The following is a 21,509-nucleotide window of genomic DNA, read 5'->3' on the forward strand; positions in this document are numbered from 1 at the left end:
GTGTGGAAGAATTTAATAAAATATTAGCTAATACAGGACTTGCTGGACAAGGAGAAAGCTTCAAGGCACTTGAAGACACATACGGAGTCAATGGTATCTTTGCCATCGCTGTTTCAATCGCAGAAGCAGGCTGGGAAGGTAGACAAGCAAATACAAATAACTTCTACGGCATGAGAGGATCAAACGGCTACCTAAGCTTTAAAACACCAAAGGACAATATCCTATACTTTGGAGAGCTAATAACAAGAAGCCTATATAAAGGCAAATCATTAAAAACATTCGCAAAGATATATTGCCCACCACGCCACAAGAAATGGCACTCAGATGTCGTTTGGCTTATGGGTAAGTTAATGGAAGAAGTTAAATAAGATTTAGAAAATTTTATAAATATTAAATTAAATAGTAAAATGTAATAGATAAGCTTGCAGAGATGCAGGCTTATTTTTATGCGTTTTTTATTTTTATAAGCTAAGTTAAAAATATATAATAAGTAGAGCGAGAGAGATATTAAACTTGCTCATTAAGTAATTTTACTATTCGTTTTAAGATTGTTAGCTGTATGACGCGCATTAAACACATGGCCCGCATTAAACACATGGCCCGCATTAAACATATGACACGCACTAAACATATGGAGCGCATTAAACATACGACGCGCACTATACATATGAGGGGCATTATGTATGACAAGTGATATAATTATGACACGCGCCATAGCCATTACGAGTACATATAAATAAAAATAAATCATAATCAATATATAAGTAATATATAAATATAATTATTATTGATAAATAACTTTCATATGTGATATAATGTCTTAAGAGGTGGAAGTATGAACGGAAAATATTTAATTAAAACAGCATTTATTATTTTACTAGCATTCACTATAGCTAATGTAGTATACAAACCAATAGCGGATTATACTGTTCCAGCATTAGTTATTGTTGATATTCTTTTAATCATTGGCTTATGCACAAGCAAGCCTGAGAGAAAGGAGAAGAAGACTGATGAAAAATAAATTGTCACAGTTTTTAGTTGATGCAAAGGAATGTCTTGTAAAGACAGTTGACTTACTTAGCAAGGACTTTGACTATGTATCGATACTTGCTACTGATACTGACTCTACTAATTATATGGTATCAAAGAGCATAACACGTGTTGGCGAAGGCATGGACAGCGAGAGAGGTTTTGTAGCACGCGTATATAATAATGATTATTATGGTGAAGTATCTTTTGACAAGCTTCAAAGCCCAGAAGAGCTCTCCAAGATGATAAAAAAAGAAATTGAAGAAAACTATAAATTTTATAAAGAGAATAATTTTTCTATGAGAAAATATTCTTTAATCGATGAGGAAGAATTTATTAAGGATTTTTCATCTGATTTAGAAATTTCTCTTGATGAGATGAGCGTTCAAGAGAAGATAAATTACTTAACAGATATAAAGAATAAGATGCTTAAAGAGTCTGATGTAGTTGTTTCTGCGAGAGCTATGTACATAGAAACTGAAGTGAGAAAGCTTTTTGTTTCTAAAAAGATGTGTTTAAACCAAGCATATACTTTTACTAGCGTTATGGCTGAGGCTGACGTTCAAAAGGACGACGACTTTAGATATGATTACAAGAGCGTAAGTAGACTAGGCGGTTTGGAAGTACTTAAGGAGCTTGACAATATCTATAAAGAAGTGGTTCATAATGCGATTGAACTTCTTGGTTCAGAACTTGTTAAACCTGGTTACTATGATTTAATTAGTGCGCCAGACATCACAGGTTTACTTGCTCATGAGGCTTTTGGCCACGGAGTAGAGATGGATATGTTTGTTAAGGACAGAGCTTTGGCTAAGGACTATGTCAATAAAAGAGTGGCAAGTGACATAACTACAATGCATGATGGCGCCACAGCCATTGGCGAATGCTCAAGCTACAGCTTTGACGATGAAGGTACTTTAGCGTCTGACACTGTTATTATTGAAAATGGCATACTTAGAAGAGGTATGGCTGATAAGCTATCTGCAATGTCTTTGGGCGTTAAGCCAACTGGCAATGGCAAGAGAGAGTCTTTTAGAAGAAAAGCTTATACAAGAATGACAAATACTTTCTTTGAAGGCGGTAAGGACAGCGTTGACGATATGATTAAGTCCATCGACTACGGATTTTTACTTGACGGCCTTAACAATGGTATGGAAGACCCTAAGAACTGGGGTATTCAATGCACTGCCATGAAGGCGAGAAAGATAAAGGACGGTAAATTAACTGGAAAAGTATTTAGCCCAGCAACACTAACAGGCTATGTACCTGATGTGCTTGAGTCTATATCCATGGTTTCTGGAGAAATTGAAATGAATGGTTCAGGCTACTGCGGCAAAGGCTATAAGGAATGGGTCAAGACTTCAACTGGTGGCAGCTACTTAAAGTTTAAGGGGAGACTAAGCTAATGGACAGAATTAAAAATATTATCGATATAATAAAAGAAAACAAAGAAATCTCTGATTTTAAGTTAATTAAAAAGAAAACATCTAGCAAGGAGCTTTTCTTAATAAGAGATGCGATAGATATGGACAGGAGCGTTGAGACTGATGACGTGAGCGTGACTATATATGCTGATACTGAAGAAGATGGCAAAAAATTTAGAGGAGACTCTTCATTTAATACAGCTCCATCAGATAGTGATGAAGAAATTGCAAGAAAAGTAGCTCTTGCTTATGAGAGAGCAAAATTCATAAAGAACAAGCACTTTCCTTTAGCTGAAGGCACTGAATTAGTAGATGAAAAAGCTTATGTAGATGAGCTTGAGACTATAAAAAAGGTAAAGGAGATAGTTTACAAAGACTATGGAACTAAATCTAAGATAAACTCATGCGAAATCTTTGTTAATAATATAGAAGAAAATCTTGTAAACTCAAGGGGATGCGACTGCAAATCTAAAAAGAGCGAGATAATTGTTGAATCAATTGCTGATGCGTGCGGTGAAGCAGGCTCGATTGAAGTTTACAGAATGTTTACTTTTTCTAAGCTAAATGAAAAAGAATTTGAAGAAAATATTTACGAAGAGCTTAAAGAGGCAGAGGACAGAGCTATGTCTAAGCCAGCTGAGCCTATCGAAGCAGTTGATGTAATCATCACTGGCCTAGATGTTCCAGCCTTCTTTAACTTTTATAATTATCAAGCAAGCGGCTCAACTCACTACATGAAGCTTAATAAATTAAAATTAAATGAAGAGGCTCATAAAGGTGCTAAGGGAGATCTTGTAAATATCACTCTAAAGCCTGAGATTGAAGGCTCCGTTCACAATAGCAAATACGATAGTGACGGCGTTAAGCTAAAAGAAACGCAAATATTTAAGGACGGCAAGATGATAAACGTAGCTGCTGGTCAAAGATTCGCCTCATACATGGGTATTGAAGCTACAGGTAATTTAGTAAATATCGAAGTAGCTCCAGGATCTATGTCTATTGATGAGATGAGAAAGACTAGACATCTTGAGATAAAGAGTTTCTCGAGCTTTCAAGCAGATGCATCCATAGGTATATTTGGTGGCGAGTTTAGACTTGCCAAGTACTTTGACGGCAAAGAAACAAAAATCATCAATAACGGCGCTTTTTCAGCCAATATCATGGACAAGGGACTAAATATGTATTTCTCTAAAGAGATGATTCATATAGATAATTACTATGGACCAAAATATATTTTAATTAAGGATGTGAACATAGGATAATGTCATACAAAGAAGATTTTATACATTTAATGCTTAAATCGGATGTTTTAAAGTTTGGTGACTTCAAGACTAAGTCTGGAAGGATGAGTCCATACTTCATAAACACTGGATTTTTCAATAATTCTGAAGAGATAGCTAAGCTTGGCGACTTTTATGCCAAAGCTTATATGGACAATATTAAACTAGATAATCCTTTGCTATTTGGCCCAGCATATAAGGGCATACCATTAGTGGTTTCTTGTGCTGTAAGTCTTTACAAGAACTATGGTCTTGAGATTGGCTACTCATTTAACAGAAAAGAAGCAAAGGACCACGGCGAAAAAGGCATATTCGTTGGAGAGACTCCAAGTGCTGACTCGGATGTAGTCATTATCGAAGACGTAATCACTGCTGGAACTGCTGTAAGAGAGTCCATCGACATACTTAAACATTATGACGCAAAAGTTAAGGCTTTAATCATATCTGTAAATAGAATGGAGAGAGGCACTGGCGATAAGTCAGCTATTCACGAGCTTGAGGACGATTATGGCGTTAAAGTTTATTCGATACTTGATATAAAATTCATAGCTGATTACTTAAGAAATAAAGAGATAGATGGCAAAGTATATATAGACGAAGAGATGTATGCAAAGATCATGAAGCATCTCGATACTTATAAGGAAAGATAATGCAGATAGAGAATAAAAATCTTGAGACGGCCATAACATTCGTAATTCTAACTTTGACCATGCTATTGACCAGGTACTTAGGCGTTTTTGCGATGCCACTTGTGCTTGGCGCTTACCTAATGAACTCAATCGCGAACAAGGATTACAGCTCCATATATCTATACATGGCTTCACTTGGCGTCTTGGCAATATTTTTAGAGCCGGTCTTCATATTTGAAAGGGCCATACTTGGACTGCCATTCTTAATAATTGCAGTTAAGCTTATAAAGAATAATATGAGGGGCGACAAGCTGCTTATAGCCATGACACTGACTTTGGTTGTCTCGAGCATAATATATATTATAGCCTTAAGAGAGTTCTTCGATATAAATCTCATTGACGCGTTCAACGCAAGACTCGATAAACAGATGGAGCTTGTGAGCTCATACGAGGGCGACTTAGTCTTTGACAAGGACATGGTTGTGATGGCTTATCAAGAGTTTAAGAAATACTTAGCTAGCACTGTGTTTTTACTAGCTTTTATTGCGGCTTTTATAGCTCTAAAACTGCCTCATTATATAATCAGAAAAAGAGGCGACGTCAATATTACAGAGCCATTTGTAGAGGCTTTAAAGCTAAAGAAATCAGCATTTTATTTAATGCTAGCAATCTTAGTCATATTTATGCTAACAAATTTAGGTATAAATCAGCTTATAGTTGACAATATATCCTTGATGATATTCATGAGCTTTGCTATACAGGGCCTATCTTTTGTAATGTTCTTATTAAAGATACGTTATAAAAAGAAGACGGCGGCAAATTTTTACTTTGCATTTTCAATATTTTTTGTAGGAATTATGTTTTTCATGAATATAATATTCGGCTTTATTGATGGAACTACAAGTATAAGGGGTGCGTAAAATGTTCAAAAAAATCGAAGCATACGTTAAAGAAAATTTAATAGAGGTAATTTTCGAGCTAGTTCTGATCATTATGCTCATGATACTAAACATCATCATTGGCTTTATCGCGCTTGTCATCTTTGTCTCAATGCACATTAGGTTCTTACAAAACTTTGAAGACCAAACTACTCTTAGACAAAAGAACTTTGAAAATATCGAAGAGACCATAGACTCATTAACTAAGCAAGCGGTATTCAAGATGCCATTCCCTATGGTTATAATTAAGCAAGACGGCGAAATTAACTGGTATAACAGTAAATTTATCAAGATGCTAGAAATTGAGGATGAGCCCGAAAATAACATACTTGACGCTATATCATCACTAAATCTAAATGAAATATTAGGCGCAGGTGATGAACCGTTAAAGATATTATACAGAGATAATTATTATCAAGTTTATGTGAATAAGGTGAAATCGAAAGACAGCAAAGACAGAGAGATGCTTCTTCTTTACTGGATTAATAGAACTGATCTTAAAGAAGCGAAGGACACTATTGACAGGGAAAAGATAGCGACTATACTTCTTTACATCGATAACCTTGATGAAGTTAAAAGCAGTGTTGAAGACAGCGTTAGAGCGACTATCACTGGTAATGTTGAGACTGAGATCATCAACTATTTCAATGGCTATGATGCGACTGTTAGAAAATATGATGATGATAGATATTTAATAATTGTAAATAACGAAAATCTTCAAAAGATTATACAAAAGAAGTTTGATATACTTGACAGGGTTCGTGACTTAAAGATACAAAGCATAATACCACTAACTCTTTCAATTGCGGCGACTACTGATGGAGAGACGCCTTTGGAACAATACGAAATCGCTAGAAATACCATGGATATAGCTTTAGGTAGAGGCGGTGACCAAGCTGTTCTTAGAAGAGAGCACAATTATGAGTACTTTGGCGGAAAATCGAAGGCTGTTGAAAAAACTACTAAGGTTAAGGCAAGAGTCGTTGGGGGCGCGCTTAGATCACTTATTGATGACGCGTCAAACGTAATTATCATGCCTCACAAAAATGCTGATATGGACGCAATTGGCTCAGCCATCGGCGTAGTGAAGCTTGTTAGAATGAGAGGCAAAACTGCTTACATCGCACTTAACTCGGTCAATATGAGCATTAGAAATATCATGGCAAGGCTAAATGAAGAAGAAAGCCTAAAAGGTGTAGTAAAGCCTGAGGGAGAACTTATTGGCTTAGTCGATGAAAAGACTTTACTAATAGTTGTCGACCATCACAAGAAGTCCATCTCCGAGGCACCAGGCCTAGTTGATCAAATAAAGGACAGAGTTGTAATTGACCACCATAGAAGAAGTGGCGAGTTTATTGAATCGACTGAACTTGTCTTCTTAGAGCCATACGCATCGAGTACGTCTGAGCTAGTTACAGAGCTATTCACATATATGACTGACAATGTAGTTTTAAGTAAATTCGAGGCAGAGGCGCTACTTGCGGGCATAACTGTTGATACAAAGAACTTTACTGTTCAAACGGGCGTAAGGACATTCGAAGCGGCATCAATGCTTAGAAGGTTCGGAGCTGACCCAGAAGCAGTTAAGAAGTATTTTAAAGAAGATTATTTAGTTATTAAGAATAGGGCTGACATAGTTAGACAGTCTGAAATATTTATGGACGATACCATCATCGGTATACTCGAAGATAAGGTTGATAACTCAATACTTATAGCGGCACAAGCGGCTGACGAGATGCTAAGCATCAATGGCATGAAGGCATCTTTCGTTGCGGTTAAGATCTCAAATAACGAAACGCACGTATCAGCTAGATCACTCGGCGAGATAAGCGTACAATTGATTATGGAAAAGCTTGGCGGCGGCGGTCACTTGAATCAAGCAGCAACTAGGATAGACTTGTCGGTTGATTTGGCTGTTGAAGAACTAAAGAGAAAAATAAAAGAATATAAAGACGAAGAAAATGAATCAAAGAAAAAAGAAGAAGGTGTTAAATAATGAAAGTTATACTTATAGAAGACGTTAAGGGCCTTGGCAAAAAAGGCGAAATGGTTAATAGCAAGGACGGTTATGCGAGAAACTTCTTGTTTCCAAAGAAACTTGCTCTAGAAGCTACTGATGAAAACGTTAATCAATGGAAGGAAGAGCAAGCCGAACTAAAGGCCAAGATTGAACAAGAAACAAAAGAAGCAAATTTGGTCAAAGCAGATATAGAAAAGAAAGTGCTTAAGATGAAGGCTGAAGGCGGAGCTACTGGCAAATTATTTGGCGCAGTTACTTCACAGGACATACAAAAGGCTTTACTTGAAGAATTTGGCCTAGACATCGACAAAAGAAAGATAGAAATGAAGGAAAATATCAAACAAGCAGGTGTATATACTGTAGTTTTGAGACTATATCCACAAATCACAGCTAATTTAAGAGTTAATATTAGTATATAGGGGAGTACTATGGAAGTTTTAAGAGAATTACCTAACAACTTAATAGTTGAGCAGGAAGTTTTAGCTAATGCAATGCAAAATAAGACTGCTGCTGTCAAGGCCATTGAAGGACTTAATGAAGGAGATTTTTATAATGATCTTCATAGAAAGATATTCAATGCGATTAGGACTTTATTCTCTTTAAACAAGCCCATAGACCTATTGACAGTAACAGAAACACTTGAAACGAGTGAGAATATTGATGCTGAGACCATAAAGTACATTGCAAGCATATATGCAAATAACGAAGGACTTAGCTCAAACCAAGATACTTATATAGATATACTTAAGGAAAAGTCTATACTTAGGAGTCTTGCAGAATTTTCAGATGAGATCAAGGCTTTGTCGCTTGAAGATAAATCGCCTGCAAAGAACGTGCTTGAAAAGGCAGAGAAAGGACTTTTTGAAATCTCTCAAGGAGGACTAAGAAACTCATTAACTGCTCTTGACGTAATTATGAGCGATACTGTTCAAACAATTATGAAGAGGGTACAAAACAGAGGTGAGCTAAGCGGCGTAACTACTGGTTTTACTGATCTTAACTCCTTATTAGGCGGCTTCCAAAAGTCAGACCTAGTACTATTAGCGGCGAGACCATCTATGGGTAAGACAGCTCTTGCGGTTAACCTTGCTGTAAACGCGGCTAAAGCGGGCAAGAAGGTCGCTATGTTTTCGCTTGAAATGAGTAAGACGCAAATCGGCCAAAGAATATTAGCCTCGTTCGCGCAAATGAATTTATCGAGTCTATTTAAAGGCGAGCTTGAAGGCCAAGACCTTGTTAATCTAATTACTGCATCAAATGAATTATCAAAGTATAGTCTTCATATCGATGACACGGCAGCCATTTCCCTAATAGAGCTTAAGGCAAAATTAAGACGACTAAAGATGGAAGAGGGTCTAGACCTAGTTGTTATCGACTACTTACAACTCATGACGACTGGCGAAAGGATTGAGAATAGAGTTCAAGAAATTTCACAAATATCGAGAGGCCTTAAAGCCATAGCGAAGGAGCTAGATGTACCAGTACTAGCGCTTTCACAATTGTCTAGAGCACTTGAACAAAGACCAGACAAGAGACCAAAGCTATCTGACCTAAGAGAGTCGGGTGCCATAGAGCAAGACGCCGACATAGTTATGTTCCTTTATAGAGACTATGTTTATAATAAAGAGACAGAAAATCCAAATCTAGCAGAAGTGATCGTTTCGAAGCACAGAAACGGTCCTATTGGCGTGGTTAACTTAATTTGGAAGGATGAGTACACAAGGTTCTTTGACGTTTCGAATAAGGCTTATGAACAATAATGAGTACAAGATAAAGTCACTCGAGCTAGAAGACGCTTACAGATTTAGAGGCTGGGAGCGAGGCAACTACTACCTCTTAAACGACTACGACTTCATCTACGAAGAGGACTGGGAAGTAAAAGCGTGGCTCAAGACGAAGAAGGGCTTCTTTAAACGCTACTTCGCCATCTATTATCGTGGCAAGGCCATCGCCTATATCGGCTTAAAAAAGATAAATTACATATTAAGAAGCGCAGAGCTATTCATAGTTATGGATGTCCGCTACCAAAACCATGGTCATGGCTATGCTATATTAGAAGAATTTTTGACTTATGCTTTCACTGATTTAAAGATGAGAAGGATATGGCTCGATGTAAACGCTTTTAATGAGAAGGCCATACACTTATATAAAAAGCTAGGCTTTAGGAAGAAGGCATATTACTTAGATACATACAACATTCAAGACATTGACAAGACTAGAGAAGAATATATAGAACATCAAGATGAGTTTAGGCAAGACGGCAAGGAGCTTTTGTCCTTTGTCTACACTTACGAGATAAAGAGAGGTGAGTTTTTTGAGCTTCACAGTAGAGAAAATTAATTCAAATTTATTAGATACAAGAGTTAACAACATCTTCATAAGCGAGTTTATGCCGCAAGCTGACGGTACTTTCGTCAAGGTATATCTACTTGCATTAAGATATGCACAAGACGATGACATTGAGGCGAGCAATGAAAAGATAGCCGAAGTTTTAAAAATTCCCGTTATAGATGTCGCCAATGCATGGAGATTCTGGAAATCGGTTGGTATAGTTGACTTCGAGGACGATGGCCTTAGCTACAACTTTAATGTCATCTTTAAAGATTTAAAGGCTCTATACCTTGGAGGCACTTCATCAGATAAGGGCGCAAGCAGCGTGAGTCAAAACACTTTTGATGATGAGGTTGATATAAATGAAGATGATTTAAGCAGCGACACTAAATTAATTATAGAAGTGAATAAGGACGAAGGCGTTAAGAAGATGTTTCAAGACGTCGCTCACATCGTTAGAAGGCCGCTTAACACTCAAGAAAAGATCAAGATTATCAAGTGGCTTCGTGACTACAACATCAGCTGCGAGATGATATCACACGCTTATTCATACGCTTATGACATACTTAAGAAGAAGTCACCAGCTTATGTTGAGACCATCATCATGAACTGGTATGACAAGGGTTACACTAACCTTTCTCAAGTGATGAGCGATTTTAATGTGATGAACGACAGCCAAAGAAATTACAATAAGCTTATGCAGTCACTAGCAATGCCATTTAAAAATGTATCTGATTTTGAAAAGAAGATTATAGACAAGTGGTACGATGACTTTGATTATGGTAATGACATCATCTTAAAGGCTGCCGAGAACTTTATCTACACATCAAAACCTTCTATAGCCTACCTCGATGCAATACTTGAGGCGTGGCACAAAGAAGGCATAAAGACTGTTGAAGACGCTGAGAGAACGAATGAGCTATATAGATCAGACAGAAAGACTAATAATACGAAGAAGCCAAAGGCGAGGGCAAAGGACTTTGATGAGAGAGAATACCCAGACGACTACCTAAGCGATACCTATGAAGGCAATTGGAGGAAGTAGCATGACTTTGTTAGATGATGTTTATAGACAAAAAGCAAATATTAAGAATATTAGAGAGAGGGAAAGAAGCGAGAGGGTCGACGAAATTTATAAAAACTACCCAGATTTGCTTAGCCTTGAAAATGAAAAGAATGACGTCCTTAATGATTTTGCTGCTATGAATTTTACAAATTATGAAGATATTAATAAAAAGATACTAAATATAGAAGCGAAAAAGCAAAAGCTAATCAAAGATTATGGTCTTGAAGATGCTTTCAAGGTGCACTACGACTGCGATAAATGTGAAGACACTGGCATATATCAGTCGAAGAGATGCTCCTGCATTGACGATATGCTTAAGGAAAAAATGCTTGAGACGAATGAACTCAATACTGAGATGATGGAGAAGAGCTTTGAAAATTTTGATGACAATATATTTACAGACGATATAAAAGATGAAATGCTTGAGATAAAGAAGAGCCTTGAGGATTATGCAGATAGTTTTCATTATGAGCACAAATCCATTTTCTTTTTCGGTGATGTGGGTACTGGCAAATCATTTATGGCGGTTTCACTTGCAAAGAGGCTTATAGAGAAGCTTGTTAATGTTACATACATCGGCTCTTATGAGATGTGCCAAACCATTAACGAGGCTATATTTAAGGCAGATGGCGATGCAATAACGAAGAGAGATCTCTTTTATAACACGGATTTTTTAATCATTGATGACCTTGGAACTGAGATTGATACACAGATTAGCTCGAAGTCTATACTTGATTTGATTAATTATAGACTTAGTAAAAACCTAAAGACGCTTATCACGAGCAACTTAAATGTTGACGCTATAAAAGAAAAGTACGGAGAGAGACTATCGTCGAGGATACTGTCAAATTACTATATATATCGCTTTAAAGGACGCGATTTAAGATTAAGATAAGGAGTGATTTTATGTTAGATATAAAAAGAATCAGAAAAAATCCTGAAGAAGTTCTAGAAGCTTTAAAGAAGAGACACGGAAGCTTCCCAATCGAAGAGCTTCTTGAAGAAGATAAGAAGAGAAGAGAGCTTCTAACTGTTGTTGAGACTATGAAGCAAAAGCAAAATGCGATTTCGAAGGAAGTGCCTAAGCTAAAGAAGGCTGGCGAAGATGTCACTCAAATCTTTGAAGAGATGAAAGAGCTTTCAAACGAAATCAAAGATTATGATGCAAAAGTTAAGGAAATCGACGAGAAGATAGCTGATTACCTACTAAGCATACCGAACGTTCCTAACAAGGACGTTGTTTTTGGCAAGGATGATAGTGATAACGTCGAAGTAAAGAAGTATGGCACGCCAACTGAGTTTGACTTCGAGCCAAAGGCTCACTGGGATCTAGGAACAGACCTTGATATACTTGACTTTGACAGAGCTGGCAAGATAGCTGGATCAAGATTTTCTATATTCAAAGGCGACGGAGCAAGACTTGAAAGAAGCTTAATTCAATTCATGCTTGATCTTCATACGCTTGAACAAGATTACACTGAGATGAGTACACCGTTTATGGTCAATAGAGCATCGATGCTAGGTACAGGACAATTGCCAAAGTTTGAAGACGATATGTTCTACTTGCCATCAAAGGACTTTTTCCTTGTGCCAACAGCTGAAGTACCTCTAACAAATATGCTTAGAGACGAAATTGTTGATGGCGCTGATCTACCTATAAACATAACTGAGTACACACCATGCTTCAGACAAGAAGCGGGCGCAGCTGGTAGAGACAACAGAGGCCTTATTCGTAACCACCAATTCGATAAGGTCGAACTTGTTAAGTTTGTTGAGCCAGAAACAAGCTATGATGAATTACAAAAGTTATTAGCGGATGCAGAAGCAGTTCTTCAAAAGCTTGAAATACCTTACAGAGTCGTTCAACTATCGACAGGCGACCTTGGTTTTACATCTGCAATGACATACGACATCGAAGTATGGATGCCAAGCTACGGCAGATACGTTGAAATATCAAGCTGTTCGAACTTCGAGGACTTCCAAGCGAGAAGAGCTAACATTAGATATAGAAATGAAGAAGGCAAATTAAATTTCGTTCACACACTTAACGGCTCAGGTCTTGCAGTAGGAAGAACATTTGCTGCGCTTGTAGAAAATTATCAAAATAAAGATGGTTCGATCACTATACCAAAGGCACTACAAAAGTACTTTGGCAAGGACCGCATAGTTAAAAAAGAAAAATAGATTAAAAGACTATAGTAAGTAAAAATTATTAAGTAAGTAAAATAAGTAAACAAAGCATGTAAAATAATTAAAGAAAGCAAAAACACTATACAAAGTAAAAATACTATATAAAGTAAAAACACTAAACAAGGCAAAATTACTAAAGCAAGTAAAAATACTATAGAAAGCAAAAATGCAAAGTATGTAAAAAAACTAATCTAAGTAAAAGTGCCAAGTAAGCAAAAAAATTAACAAGGCAAAAATAAATTAGAGCTATGTATATCAATCGATACGCATAGCTCTTTTCTTATCTTTATTAATTAACTTTAGTCTTCATTTACATAAGCTTTCACTATCTCACCTACATAGACATAGTGAAAGTCATGCTCTGGATAATTCTTCTTAAGTATGTCTTGATCAATAAAGCCTTCCTCGTGCAAAACGCCTTTATAAACTTTTCTGCAGACCAAAACCATCTTCGCTTCCTTAAAGTAAACGCTGCCATCACTAAAGACAGGCGTCAAAGATGTCTTTGCGATTTTATCTTCATCGCGGCCGCTGTGAGTGCCAAGGTACATTAAATCTTTCTTGTATGCTTCATCAAAAAAGCTTAGCGTGTAATAATCATTCTTATCAACAAAGACCCTCGTATATCTTTGTGGTCTTAAGTAGATGACCGACGTTGGCATATCGCCGTTCCATATAGCGCCCAAGTGGCCCCATTGCGCAGTCATTGTGTTAAACGACTTTTCATTACCCGCGCTCACAAGCATCCATTCTTTGCCAATCAGCGTCATCGGATTAAATTTTAACTCCTTCATATCAATAGCTTTTAAGCTCATACCATCACCCCTTATATAAATTATATCACAAAGAGCATGAAGATATTAATAAAATTTACATTGCTAGTCTAGAAAAATATATCTCTTTGTGTTATAATAATCTTTGGTGAGTATATGAATTTATTAGTCAAAATATTTTTAGTGTTTTTCAAGATAGGCCTCTTTAGCTTCGGCGGGGGCTATGCTATGATGCCACTTTTCGAAAAGGAAATCATCAATGGCCTTCATTGGATAAGTTACTCGGACTTTATAGACATAGTTGCCATCGCACAAACAACACCCGGACCCTTCGCGGTTAACTCGGCTACCTTCATAGGCAACAAGCTAGCAGGCTTTTGGGGCAGCGTTGTCGCGACACTTGGAGTGACACTACCAAGCTTTATTATCATGAGCATAATATTTTTGACGATAAACAAATTTAGAGACTCAAATGCAATCAAAGTATCGATTAGGGGCATAAGACCAGTTGTTTTAGCGCTTGTCCTAGCGGCAGTCGTAACCATTGGCAAGGGCGCCATCATCGATTACAAGTCCATAATCATAGCTATCGCAGCTTTTGTATTAGTTAGAGTCAAAAAGCTTAACCCCATACTTCTTATGGCTGTGGGCTTTTTAGTCGGCATAGTGCTTTACAGGTGATGATATGAAGATACTTGATTTATTTTTTACATTCTTTAAAATAGGTGCCTTCACTTTGGGAGGCGGCTTTCCCATGCTACCAATAATTGAGCGTGAGATAGTTACAAAGAAAAAACTGATGTCAGACGAAGAGTACATAGACTCGATAAGCCTTGCGCAAACAGCACCAGGGCCTATCGCAGCAAACATCTCGATACTTGTTGGCTACAGGATATATGGTTTTTGGGGTGCGATCGCTGCCTTTTTTGGCGCGGTACTGCCAAGCTTTATGATCATACTAGTCATATCGCACTTCTTTATGGGCGTGCAAGACAGTCCATATGTGCAAGCAGCCTTCAAAGGCGTTAGACCAGTTGTGTGCGCACTAGTATTTGCAGCACTTGTAGGCTTAGTAGAGAAAGCCCACCTAAACAAATTCGAGTACGCAATAAGCATATTAGCTTTTTTAATAGTTGTGTTTTTAGATGTCAATCCCATCTTCGTCATCATTGGCGGCGTTGTGATTGCTTTAAGCAAAGATAAATTTATTAATAAATAGAAATAGGAGGTTATTATGGATTTATTTGAAGAATTAAAAGTTGAAGTAAAAGAAAAACATCCATCGATTGTTTTTCCAGAAGGTGAAGATGAAAGAGTTTTAAAGGCTGCTTTCAGATTAAAAGAAGAAAATATTTTAGAACCAATAGTTCTAGGCAAGAGAAGTGAGGTAGAGGAAACTGCAAAGGCTATAGGCAAGGACCTTGCTAATATCAATTTCATCGACCCAGCTGAAGCTAAGGACATTGATGAGATGGCTCAAAAGTTCTTTGAAAGAAGAAAGGGCAAGATCACTCTAGAAGACGCTAAGGCGCTACTTCTTAAGGACGTTAACTACTTCGGAACTATCTTAGTATATATGAATAAGGCAGATGGACTTGTATCAGGCGCTTGCCATGCTACAGGCGATACAGTTAGACCAGCACTTCAAATCATTAAGATGAAGGAAGGCTACAAGAAGACTTCAGGCGTTTTCGTTATGGTTAAGGGCGACGAAAGATATATCTTCGCTGACTGCGCCATAAACATCGCACCTGATTCAAATGACATAGCAGAAACAGCTATACTATCAAATATAACAGCAAAGAGCTTCGGCGTTGATCCAAAGATCGCTCTATTAAGCTTCTCAACAAAGGGCAGTGCTAAGTCAGACGAAACAGAAAAAGTTATCAAGGCACTTGAAATAGTTAAGGAAAGAGACGCATCCATCGCCGTAGATGGAGAGCTTCAATTCGACGCAGCCTTCGTACCAACAGTTGCTGAAAAGAAGGCAAAGGGCTCAGACATCGCAGGTCATGCGAACGTATTCATATTCCCATCACTAGAAGCAGGTAACATTGGATACAAAATTGCACAAAGACTTGGCGGCTACGACGCTATAGGACCTATACTTCAAGGCTTAAACAGCTCAGTTAACGATTTATCAAGAGGCTGCAACTCAGACGACGTTTACAAACTTGCTTTAATCACAGCAAAACAAGCTTTATAATGATACTCGTAATGGCAGTCGACGCCAAATGGGCGATTGGCTACAAAGGAGACATGTTAACAAGGATACCAGAGGACCTCAAGCATTTTAAAGAGATGACCATGGGTGGCGTCTTAGTCATGGGACGAAAAACCTTCGACGCGACAGGCGCACTTCCTGGCAGAGAAACGATCATTGTATCACGCTCACTTAAGGAGATGGATGGCGCTCACATTGCTCACAGCCTTGACGATTTAAGAAAGATGATAAAAGAAAAATTTTCAGACAAGAAAATTTTCTTAGTTGGCGGCGCGAGCCTTATAGACCAGCTTATAGATGAGGTGGACGAGGCAGAGATTACCTTTATTAAGAAAGACTTCGAGCCTTATGACACAGTTATGAGAAATCTCGATAAGGATGAAGCATTTGAGCTAGTTCAAACAAGCGAAGAATATGCTTATCAAGATATGAAATTTGAGTATAGAAGATACAAAAGAAAATAAGGAGACAATTTTCTTCAATATTAAACGAACCAAGGAAATATTCTAAGGTTCGTTTTTTGATGTAAAAATTTTCTATATGTGATATAATTAATGTATATAACATATTTTAAGGAGAGAATTATGGCAGAGATTAGAGAGAATAACGAGACAGCTCAAAGAGCTGAACTATATAGGAAGATCTGGTCCATCGCAGATGATGTGCGCGGCGCTGTTGATGGCTGGGACTTTAAACAATACATACTAGGCATACTTTTTTACCGTTTTATATCAGAAAATATCACAGAATTTTTTAACAATGCTGAGCACGAAGCAGGCGATCCAGACTTTGATTACGCTCAAATAAGTGATGAAGAGGCAGAAAAGTATTTTAGGCCAAATACAGTTGAGGACAAAGGTTTCTTTATATTGCCAAGTCAATTATTTGAAAACGTAGTTAAAGATGCTAATCTTAACGAAGACCTTAATACAGACCTTGCTAATATATTTAAAGCCATAGAAGCAAGTGCCATCGGTTTCAGGTCAGAAGATGACATAAAAGGACTTTTTGAAGATGTTGACACTACAAGTAACAAACTTGGAGCGACAGTTGCCGAAAAGAATAAAAGGCTTAGAGATATTTTAAATGGCATAGCCAGCATAAACTTTGGACGTTTCGAAGATAACGATATAGACGCCTTTGGCGATGCCTATCTTTATTTAATCTCGAATTATGCAAGTAACGCAGGAAAATCAGGCGGAGAATTTTTCACACCACAAACAGTTTCAAAATTACTCGCAAGACTTGTTATGCAAGGCAAGATAGCTATTAACAAGGTATATGATCCTACGTGTGGCAGTGGAAGTCTACTTTTGCAGATGAAAAAGCAGTTTGATGCACATATAATTGACGAAGGTTTCTTCGGCCAAGAGATAAATATGACAAACTTTAACCTTTGCCGTATGAATATGTTTTTGCACAATGTTAATTACAATAACTTTTCCATCAAAAGAGGCGATACTTTATTAAATCCGCTTCATAACGATGAAAAGCCATTCGATGCCATAGTCTCAAATCCGCCATACTCAATAAAGTGGGTTGGTGACAAGGATCCAACACTGATTAACGACGTACGTTTCGCACCAGCAGGTAAGCTCGCGCCTAAGTCATACGCCGACTACGCCTTCATCATGCACGCACTTAGCTACCTTTCAAGCAAGGGTAGAGCAGCCATAGTCTGCTTCCCAGGCATTTTTTATCGTAAAGGCGCTGAAAAAACCATCCGTAAGTATTTAGTTGACAATAACTTTATCGACTGCGTTATACAGCTGCCAGAAAACCTATTCTTTGGCACATCAATCGCCACATGCGTTTTAGTTATGGCAAAAAACAAGACAGAGAACAAAATTTTATTTATAGACGCTTCAAAAGAATTTAAAAAAGAAACAAATAACAATATTTTAGAAGATAAAAATATTGACAATATTTTAAACGAGTTTATCGATAGAAAAGAAGTAGAATACTTCTCGAGATATGTCGATGTTAAAGAAGTGGAAGAGAACGACTATAACCTTTCAGTGTCGACCTATGTTGAAAAAGAAGACACTAGAGAGAAAATCGATATAAAAGTACTTAATAAAGAGATAGAAGAGACCGTTAAAAAGATAGATGAGCTAAGAGCTTCGATCGATGCAATAGTTAAGGAGCTTGAAGATGAGTAAAATAGAGGTAAAAGTGGTAATCAACTATAAGTTGACAACCACTCAATTGAGTTATAATAATGAGGACGTTAGCTATGAGTAAAATAGATGAAATGTTAAAAAATGAAAAAGTTGAATGGAAAAAGCTTGGGGATGTTTGTGAATTTAAGAGAGGAAAGTCAATAACGAAGAAAAATGTTAAAGAGGGAAATATTCCAGTTATCGCAGGGGGGCAACAACCAGCTTATTATCATAATGAATTTAACAGGTCAGGTCAAACTATAACAGTAGCTGGAAGTGGAGCTTATGCTGGATTTTTGGGCTTTTGGGAAGAACCAATTTTTTTAAGCGATGCTTTTTCAATAGAGCCATGTGATTTATTAAACAAAAAATATTTATACTATTATCTATTAAATATGCAAGATAAAATATATGAATTAAAAAAAGGCAGCGGCATACCTCATGTATATGGCGAAGATATGGCAAGGCTGATGATATCGATCCCTTCATTGGAAGCTCAAGAAAAAATTGTAAAAATACTTGACAAATTCACAAATTATGTTACAGAATTACAGTCAGAATTACAGTCAGAATTACAGTCAAGAAATAAACAATATGATTACTATAGGGACTTGCTTCTAAGCGAAGAGTATTTAGATAAAGTGATAAACAAACATGATTTATATAAATATGAATTAAAAGAAAAAACTTTAGGCGATGTAATAAAATTAAAAAATGGAAAAGACTGGAAAACTTTATCTGAAGGAAATATACCTGTTTATGGCAGCGGTGGTCCAATGAATGTTGGTGTTAACAAATTTTCTTATGATAAAGAAACAGTTTTGATACCTAGAAAAGGATCAATAGATAACATTTTTTATTTAAACGAACCTTTTTGGAATGTGGATACAATTTATTACACAGAGATTGATAAAAAATTATTAAATGTAAAGTACTTTTATTATTTTATGAAAAACATAGATTTATTATCATTAAGCATTAATCCAACAAGACCAAGTTTAACTCAAGAAATAATAAATAATATAAGAATAAAACTTCCACCAATTGAAATACAAGAGAAAATTGTTGAAATTCTTGATAAATTTCAAGCTCTTACTCAAAATGTAAGTGGATTACTTCCTGATGAGATAGAAAAAAGAGAAAAGCAATATGAATATTACCGCGAAAAATTATTAGCTTTTGACACTGAATGTACTAGTGGGGGGGGGTACCAACTACTAAGTAAAGACTATATAAGTCTATTAACCCAAGCAGGATATTTAGTCGGAGTAAAAGTTTTTGAACTTAGACATAAGTCATTAGGCAACATAGGCGTGTTCGAAAATGGCAAAGGAATGCCTAAGAGTATATTTAACGAAAAAGGTAATGTTGGAGCAATCCATTATGGGCATATATATACTAAATATAATTTGTGTGTAAGAAACCCGATAGTGAAAGTAACTGTGCAAAATGCCGAGAAGCTTAAAAAAGTTTATACTGGCGATTTAGTAATTACAAAAACATCTGAAAATATTGAAGACGTAATGAAAACTGTAGCTTATTTAGGTAGTGAGAGTGTTGTAACTGGTGGCCATGCAGCTATATTTAGACATAATGAAAATCCAAAGTATTTATCACATGTATTTAATGGAGCAAATTATTTCATAAGACAAAAGAATAAGTTGGCAAGAGGTGTTAAAGTTATTGAACTATCAACTAAGGATATGGAAAAAATTAAAATACTTATTCCACCAAAACCTATTCAAGAATATATTGTATCCATTCTTGATAAGTTTGAGGCGCTAAGTCAATCAACTACTGAGGGCTTAAGACGCGAGATTGAATTACGCGAAAAACAATATGAGTATTACAGGGAAAAACTATTGACATTTGAAAAATAAATGAGGTGATTTTATGAGCGAAGAATTAAAAAACTATGGCTCGTCTGCCATTGCCGAGATGACGGGCAGCATCATACTAGCTAAGTATGAGAAAGACAGTTCGGCTCATGACAAGGCATACCAAAGCGAGGCAGATCTTGAGAGGGAGCTGATTGAAAATTTAATATCTCAAGGCTACGAAAGATTCAAAGCGAGTTCGAATGAGGACCTTTATAAGAATTTGAGAGACAAGATTGAAAAATTAAATAAGGTTTTATTTACTGATGATGAGTGGAGACGCTTTCTCACTGAGTATCTTGATGCGCCTAATGATGGTATTGTCGAAAAAACTAGAAAAATTCAAGAGAACTACATCTACGACTTTAAATTTGATAACGGCGATTTGAAAAATATTAAAATTATTGACAAGAAAAATATTCATAATAATTATATGCAAGTGATGAATCAATTTGTACAAGTAGGTAAAAAGAAGACTAGATATGATGTTACTATACTAGTCAATGGTTTACCTCTAGTTCATATTGAACTTAAGAAGCGCGGCGTTAATATAAGGGAAGCGTTTAATGAGATTCACAGATATTCTAAAGAAAGTTTTAACGCTGACAGCTCTTTATATAAGTTTGTACAAATTTTTGTTATATCTAACGGAACATTAACAAGGTATTTTGCGAACACTCTTGAGAGAAACAAAAATAATTACGAGTTCACTTGTGAGTGGGCTGACGCCAAGAACAAGGCCATCCACGACCTAGTTGACTTCACTAAGACTTTCTTCGAGAAGAGAGTTATCTTAGAGGTATTAACTAAGTACTGTGTATTTAACTCGCAAAATGTTCTTATGATTATGAGGCCATATCAAATAGCGGCAACTGAGAGGATTCTTTGGAAGATTAAGTCATCTCATGAAAGTAAAAGCTATGGCTCAGCTGCGGCTGGCGGCTTTATCTGGCATACAACTGGTTCGGGTAAGACGCTAACTTCATTTAAAACGGCTAGACTTGCGACTGACTTGGACTTCATCGATAAGGTTTTCTTTGTCGTTGACAGAAAAGATTTGGACTACCAAACTATGAATGAATATAAAAAATTTCAAGAGGACTCTGTCAATGGCAGCAAGGATACTAAAGAGCTAAAGAAGTCTATCGAGAAGGATGATAACAGGATAGTGGTTACTACCATTCAAAAGCTTAATGAATTTGTTAAAAAATATCCTGAACATGAGATTTATGACAAAGAGTGTGTACTTATATATGATGAGTGCCACCGCTCACAATTTGGCGATGCACAAAAAAATATTCGTAGAAGTTTTAAAAAGTACTACCAATTTGGCTTTACTGGCACACCGATATTTGCTGAAAATTCATTAAGTGGTGAGACAACATCGTCGATATTTGGTGCTCAGCTGCACTCGTATGTAATTACTGACGCGATTCGCGATGGAAAAGTTTTAAAATTTAAGGTTGACTACAACAATATTAAGAGCAAGTTCAAAGAGGCCGAAAAAGAAAGTGATGAGAAGGAGCTTAAAAAATACGAGAGCAAGATGCTTCTTCATCCTGAGAG

The 21,509-nt window shown here is 36.7% G+C and carries 21 protein-coding genes; 20 read left to right on the plus strand and 1 reads right to left on the minus strand.

Annotated elements, in window-relative coordinates; genetic code table 11:
- From Q0E71_RS03260 to serS, 13 genes are all read left to right on the plus strand, one after another.
- Positions 1 to 368 (plus strand): hypothetical protein (locus Q0E71_RS03260; protein WP_367116806.1); only part of this gene is annotated, 368 nt, incomplete at its 5' end.
- A gap of 467 nt (positions 369 to 835) precedes the next feature.
- Positions 836 to 1,021 (plus strand): hypothetical protein, encoded by a 186-nt coding sequence (locus Q0E71_RS03265; protein ID WP_294795964.1) that lies wholly within the window; start codon positions 836 to 838, stop codon positions 1,019 to 1,021.
- Positions 1,011 to 2,435 (plus strand): TldD/PmbA family protein, encoded by a 1,425-nt coding sequence (locus tag Q0E71_RS03270; RefSeq protein WP_294795965.1) that lies wholly within the window; start codon positions 1,011 to 1,013, stop codon positions 2,433 to 2,435. Before Q0E71_RS03265 ends, Q0E71_RS03270 begins: the two co-directional genes overlap by 11 nt.
- Positions 2,435 to 3,715, plus strand: a complete 1,281-nt coding sequence (locus Q0E71_RS03275) for a metallopeptidase TldD-related protein (RefSeq protein WP_294795967.1) — start codon at positions 2,435 to 2,437, stop codon at positions 3,713 to 3,715. Before Q0E71_RS03270 ends, Q0E71_RS03275 begins: the two co-directional genes overlap by 1 nt.
- Positions 3,712 to 4,383: an orotate phosphoribosyltransferase gene (pyrE, locus tag Q0E71_RS03280; RefSeq protein WP_367116807.1), complete on the plus strand. Its 672-nt coding sequence runs from the start codon at positions 3,712 to 3,714 to the stop codon at positions 4,381 to 4,383. The genes Q0E71_RS03275 and pyrE overlap by 4 nt, the downstream gene beginning before the upstream one ends.
- A complete protein-coding gene (locus tag Q0E71_RS03285) occupies positions 4,383 to 5,282 on the plus strand; it encodes a DUF2232 domain-containing protein (RefSeq protein WP_294795974.1) in 900 nt (299 codons plus the stop codon). Before pyrE ends, Q0E71_RS03285 begins: the two co-directional genes overlap by 1 nt.
- A 1-nt stretch (position 5,283) precedes the next feature.
- Positions 5,284 to 7,296 carry a DHH family phosphoesterase gene (locus Q0E71_RS03290; RefSeq protein ID WP_294795976.1) on the plus strand — a complete coding sequence of 671 codons (2,013 nt, stop codon included), beginning with the start codon at positions 5,284 to 5,286 and terminating at the stop codon, positions 7,294 to 7,296.
- A complete protein-coding gene (gene rplI, locus Q0E71_RS03295) occupies positions 7,296 to 7,739 on the plus strand; it encodes a 50S ribosomal protein L9 (protein ID WP_294795983.1) in 444 nt (147 codons plus the stop codon). The genes Q0E71_RS03290 and rplI overlap by 1 nt, the downstream gene beginning before the upstream one ends.
- Positions 7,740 to 7,748: 9 nt before the next feature.
- Positions 7,749 to 9,080 carry a replicative DNA helicase gene (gene dnaB / locus Q0E71_RS03300; protein WP_294795984.1) on the plus strand — a complete coding sequence of 444 codons (1,332 nt, stop codon included), beginning with the start codon at positions 7,749 to 7,751 and terminating at the stop codon, positions 9,078 to 9,080.
- Positions 9,070 to 9,660 carry a GNAT family N-acetyltransferase gene (locus Q0E71_RS03305; protein WP_294795987.1) on the plus strand — a complete coding sequence of 197 codons (591 nt, stop codon included), beginning with the start codon at positions 9,070 to 9,072 and terminating at the stop codon, positions 9,658 to 9,660. The genes dnaB and Q0E71_RS03305 overlap by 11 nt, the downstream gene beginning before the upstream one ends.
- Positions 9,635 to 10,696 (plus strand): DnaD domain protein, encoded by a 1,062-nt coding sequence (locus Q0E71_RS03310; RefSeq protein WP_294795988.1) that lies wholly within the window; start codon positions 9,635 to 9,637, stop codon positions 10,694 to 10,696. The genes Q0E71_RS03305 and Q0E71_RS03310 overlap by 26 nt, the downstream gene beginning before the upstream one ends.
- Before the next feature lies 1 nt (position 10,697).
- The gene (locus tag Q0E71_RS03315; protein ID WP_294795989.1) at positions 10,698 to 11,612 is read left to right on the plus strand and encodes an ATP-binding protein; all 915 of its coding nucleotides are present in this window, start codon (positions 10,698 to 10,700) and stop codon (positions 11,610 to 11,612) included.
- An 11-nt stretch (positions 11,613 to 11,623) separates the two neighbouring features.
- Positions 11,624 to 12,901 (plus strand): serine--tRNA ligase, encoded by a 1,278-nt coding sequence (serS, locus tag Q0E71_RS03320; RefSeq protein ID WP_294795990.1) that lies wholly within the window; start codon positions 11,624 to 11,626, stop codon positions 12,899 to 12,901.
- A 305-nt stretch (positions 12,902 to 13,206) separates the two neighbouring features.
- Here serS and Q0E71_RS03325 read toward each other — a convergent pair whose 3' ends face one another.
- The gene (locus Q0E71_RS03325) at positions 13,207 to 13,722 is read right to left on the minus strand and encodes a flavin reductase (protein ID WP_294795991.1); all 516 of its coding nucleotides are present in this window, start codon (positions 13,720 to 13,722) and stop codon (positions 13,207 to 13,209) included.
- Between the two features lie 114 nt (positions 13,723 to 13,836).
- On the opposite strand from Q0E71_RS03325, the gene Q0E71_RS03330 reads away from it, so the two are divergent.
- The 7 genes from Q0E71_RS03330 to Q0E71_RS03360 all read left to right on the plus strand — a co-directional run.
- On the plus strand, positions 13,837 to 14,361 hold the full coding sequence (locus Q0E71_RS03330) for a chromate transporter (protein WP_294795992.1): 525 nt from the start codon (positions 13,837 to 13,839) through the stop codon (positions 14,359 to 14,361).
- 4 nt (positions 14,362 to 14,365) lie between these two features.
- Entirely contained in the window at positions 14,366 to 14,899 is a 534-nt protein-coding gene (locus tag Q0E71_RS03335) for a chromate transporter (protein ID WP_294795994.1), read from the plus strand.
- A 15-nt stretch (positions 14,900 to 14,914) separates the two neighbouring features.
- On the plus strand, positions 14,915 to 15,886 hold the full coding sequence (gene pta / locus Q0E71_RS03340) for a phosphate acetyltransferase (RefSeq protein ID WP_294795996.1): 972 nt from the start codon (positions 14,915 to 14,917) through the stop codon (positions 15,884 to 15,886).
- Positions 15,886 to 16,368: a dihydrofolate reductase gene (locus Q0E71_RS03345; protein ID WP_294795998.1), complete on the plus strand. Its 483-nt coding sequence runs from the start codon at positions 15,886 to 15,888 to the stop codon at positions 16,366 to 16,368. The genes pta and Q0E71_RS03345 overlap by 1 nt, the downstream gene beginning before the upstream one ends.
- Before the next feature lie 120 nt (positions 16,369 to 16,488).
- On the plus strand, positions 16,489 to 18,066 hold the full coding sequence (locus Q0E71_RS03350; protein ID WP_294796000.1) for a type I restriction-modification system subunit M: 1,578 nt from the start codon (positions 16,489 to 16,491) through the stop codon (positions 18,064 to 18,066).
- 74 nt (positions 18,067 to 18,140) lie between these two features.
- A complete protein-coding gene (locus Q0E71_RS03355) occupies positions 18,141 to 19,946 on the plus strand; it encodes a restriction endonuclease subunit S (RefSeq protein ID WP_294796002.1) in 1,806 nt (601 codons plus the stop codon).
- A gap of 13 nt (positions 19,947 to 19,959) precedes the next feature.
- A partial coding sequence (locus tag Q0E71_RS03360; RefSeq protein WP_294796004.1) for a type I restriction endonuclease subunit R occupies positions 19,960 to 21,509 on the plus strand: 1,550 nt, incomplete at its 3' end.

The sequence above is a fragment of the uncultured Fenollaria sp. genome (genome assembly GCF_934202865.1).
Taxonomy (GTDB): domain Bacteria; phylum Bacillota; class Clostridia; order Tissierellales; family Peptoniphilaceae; genus Fenollaria.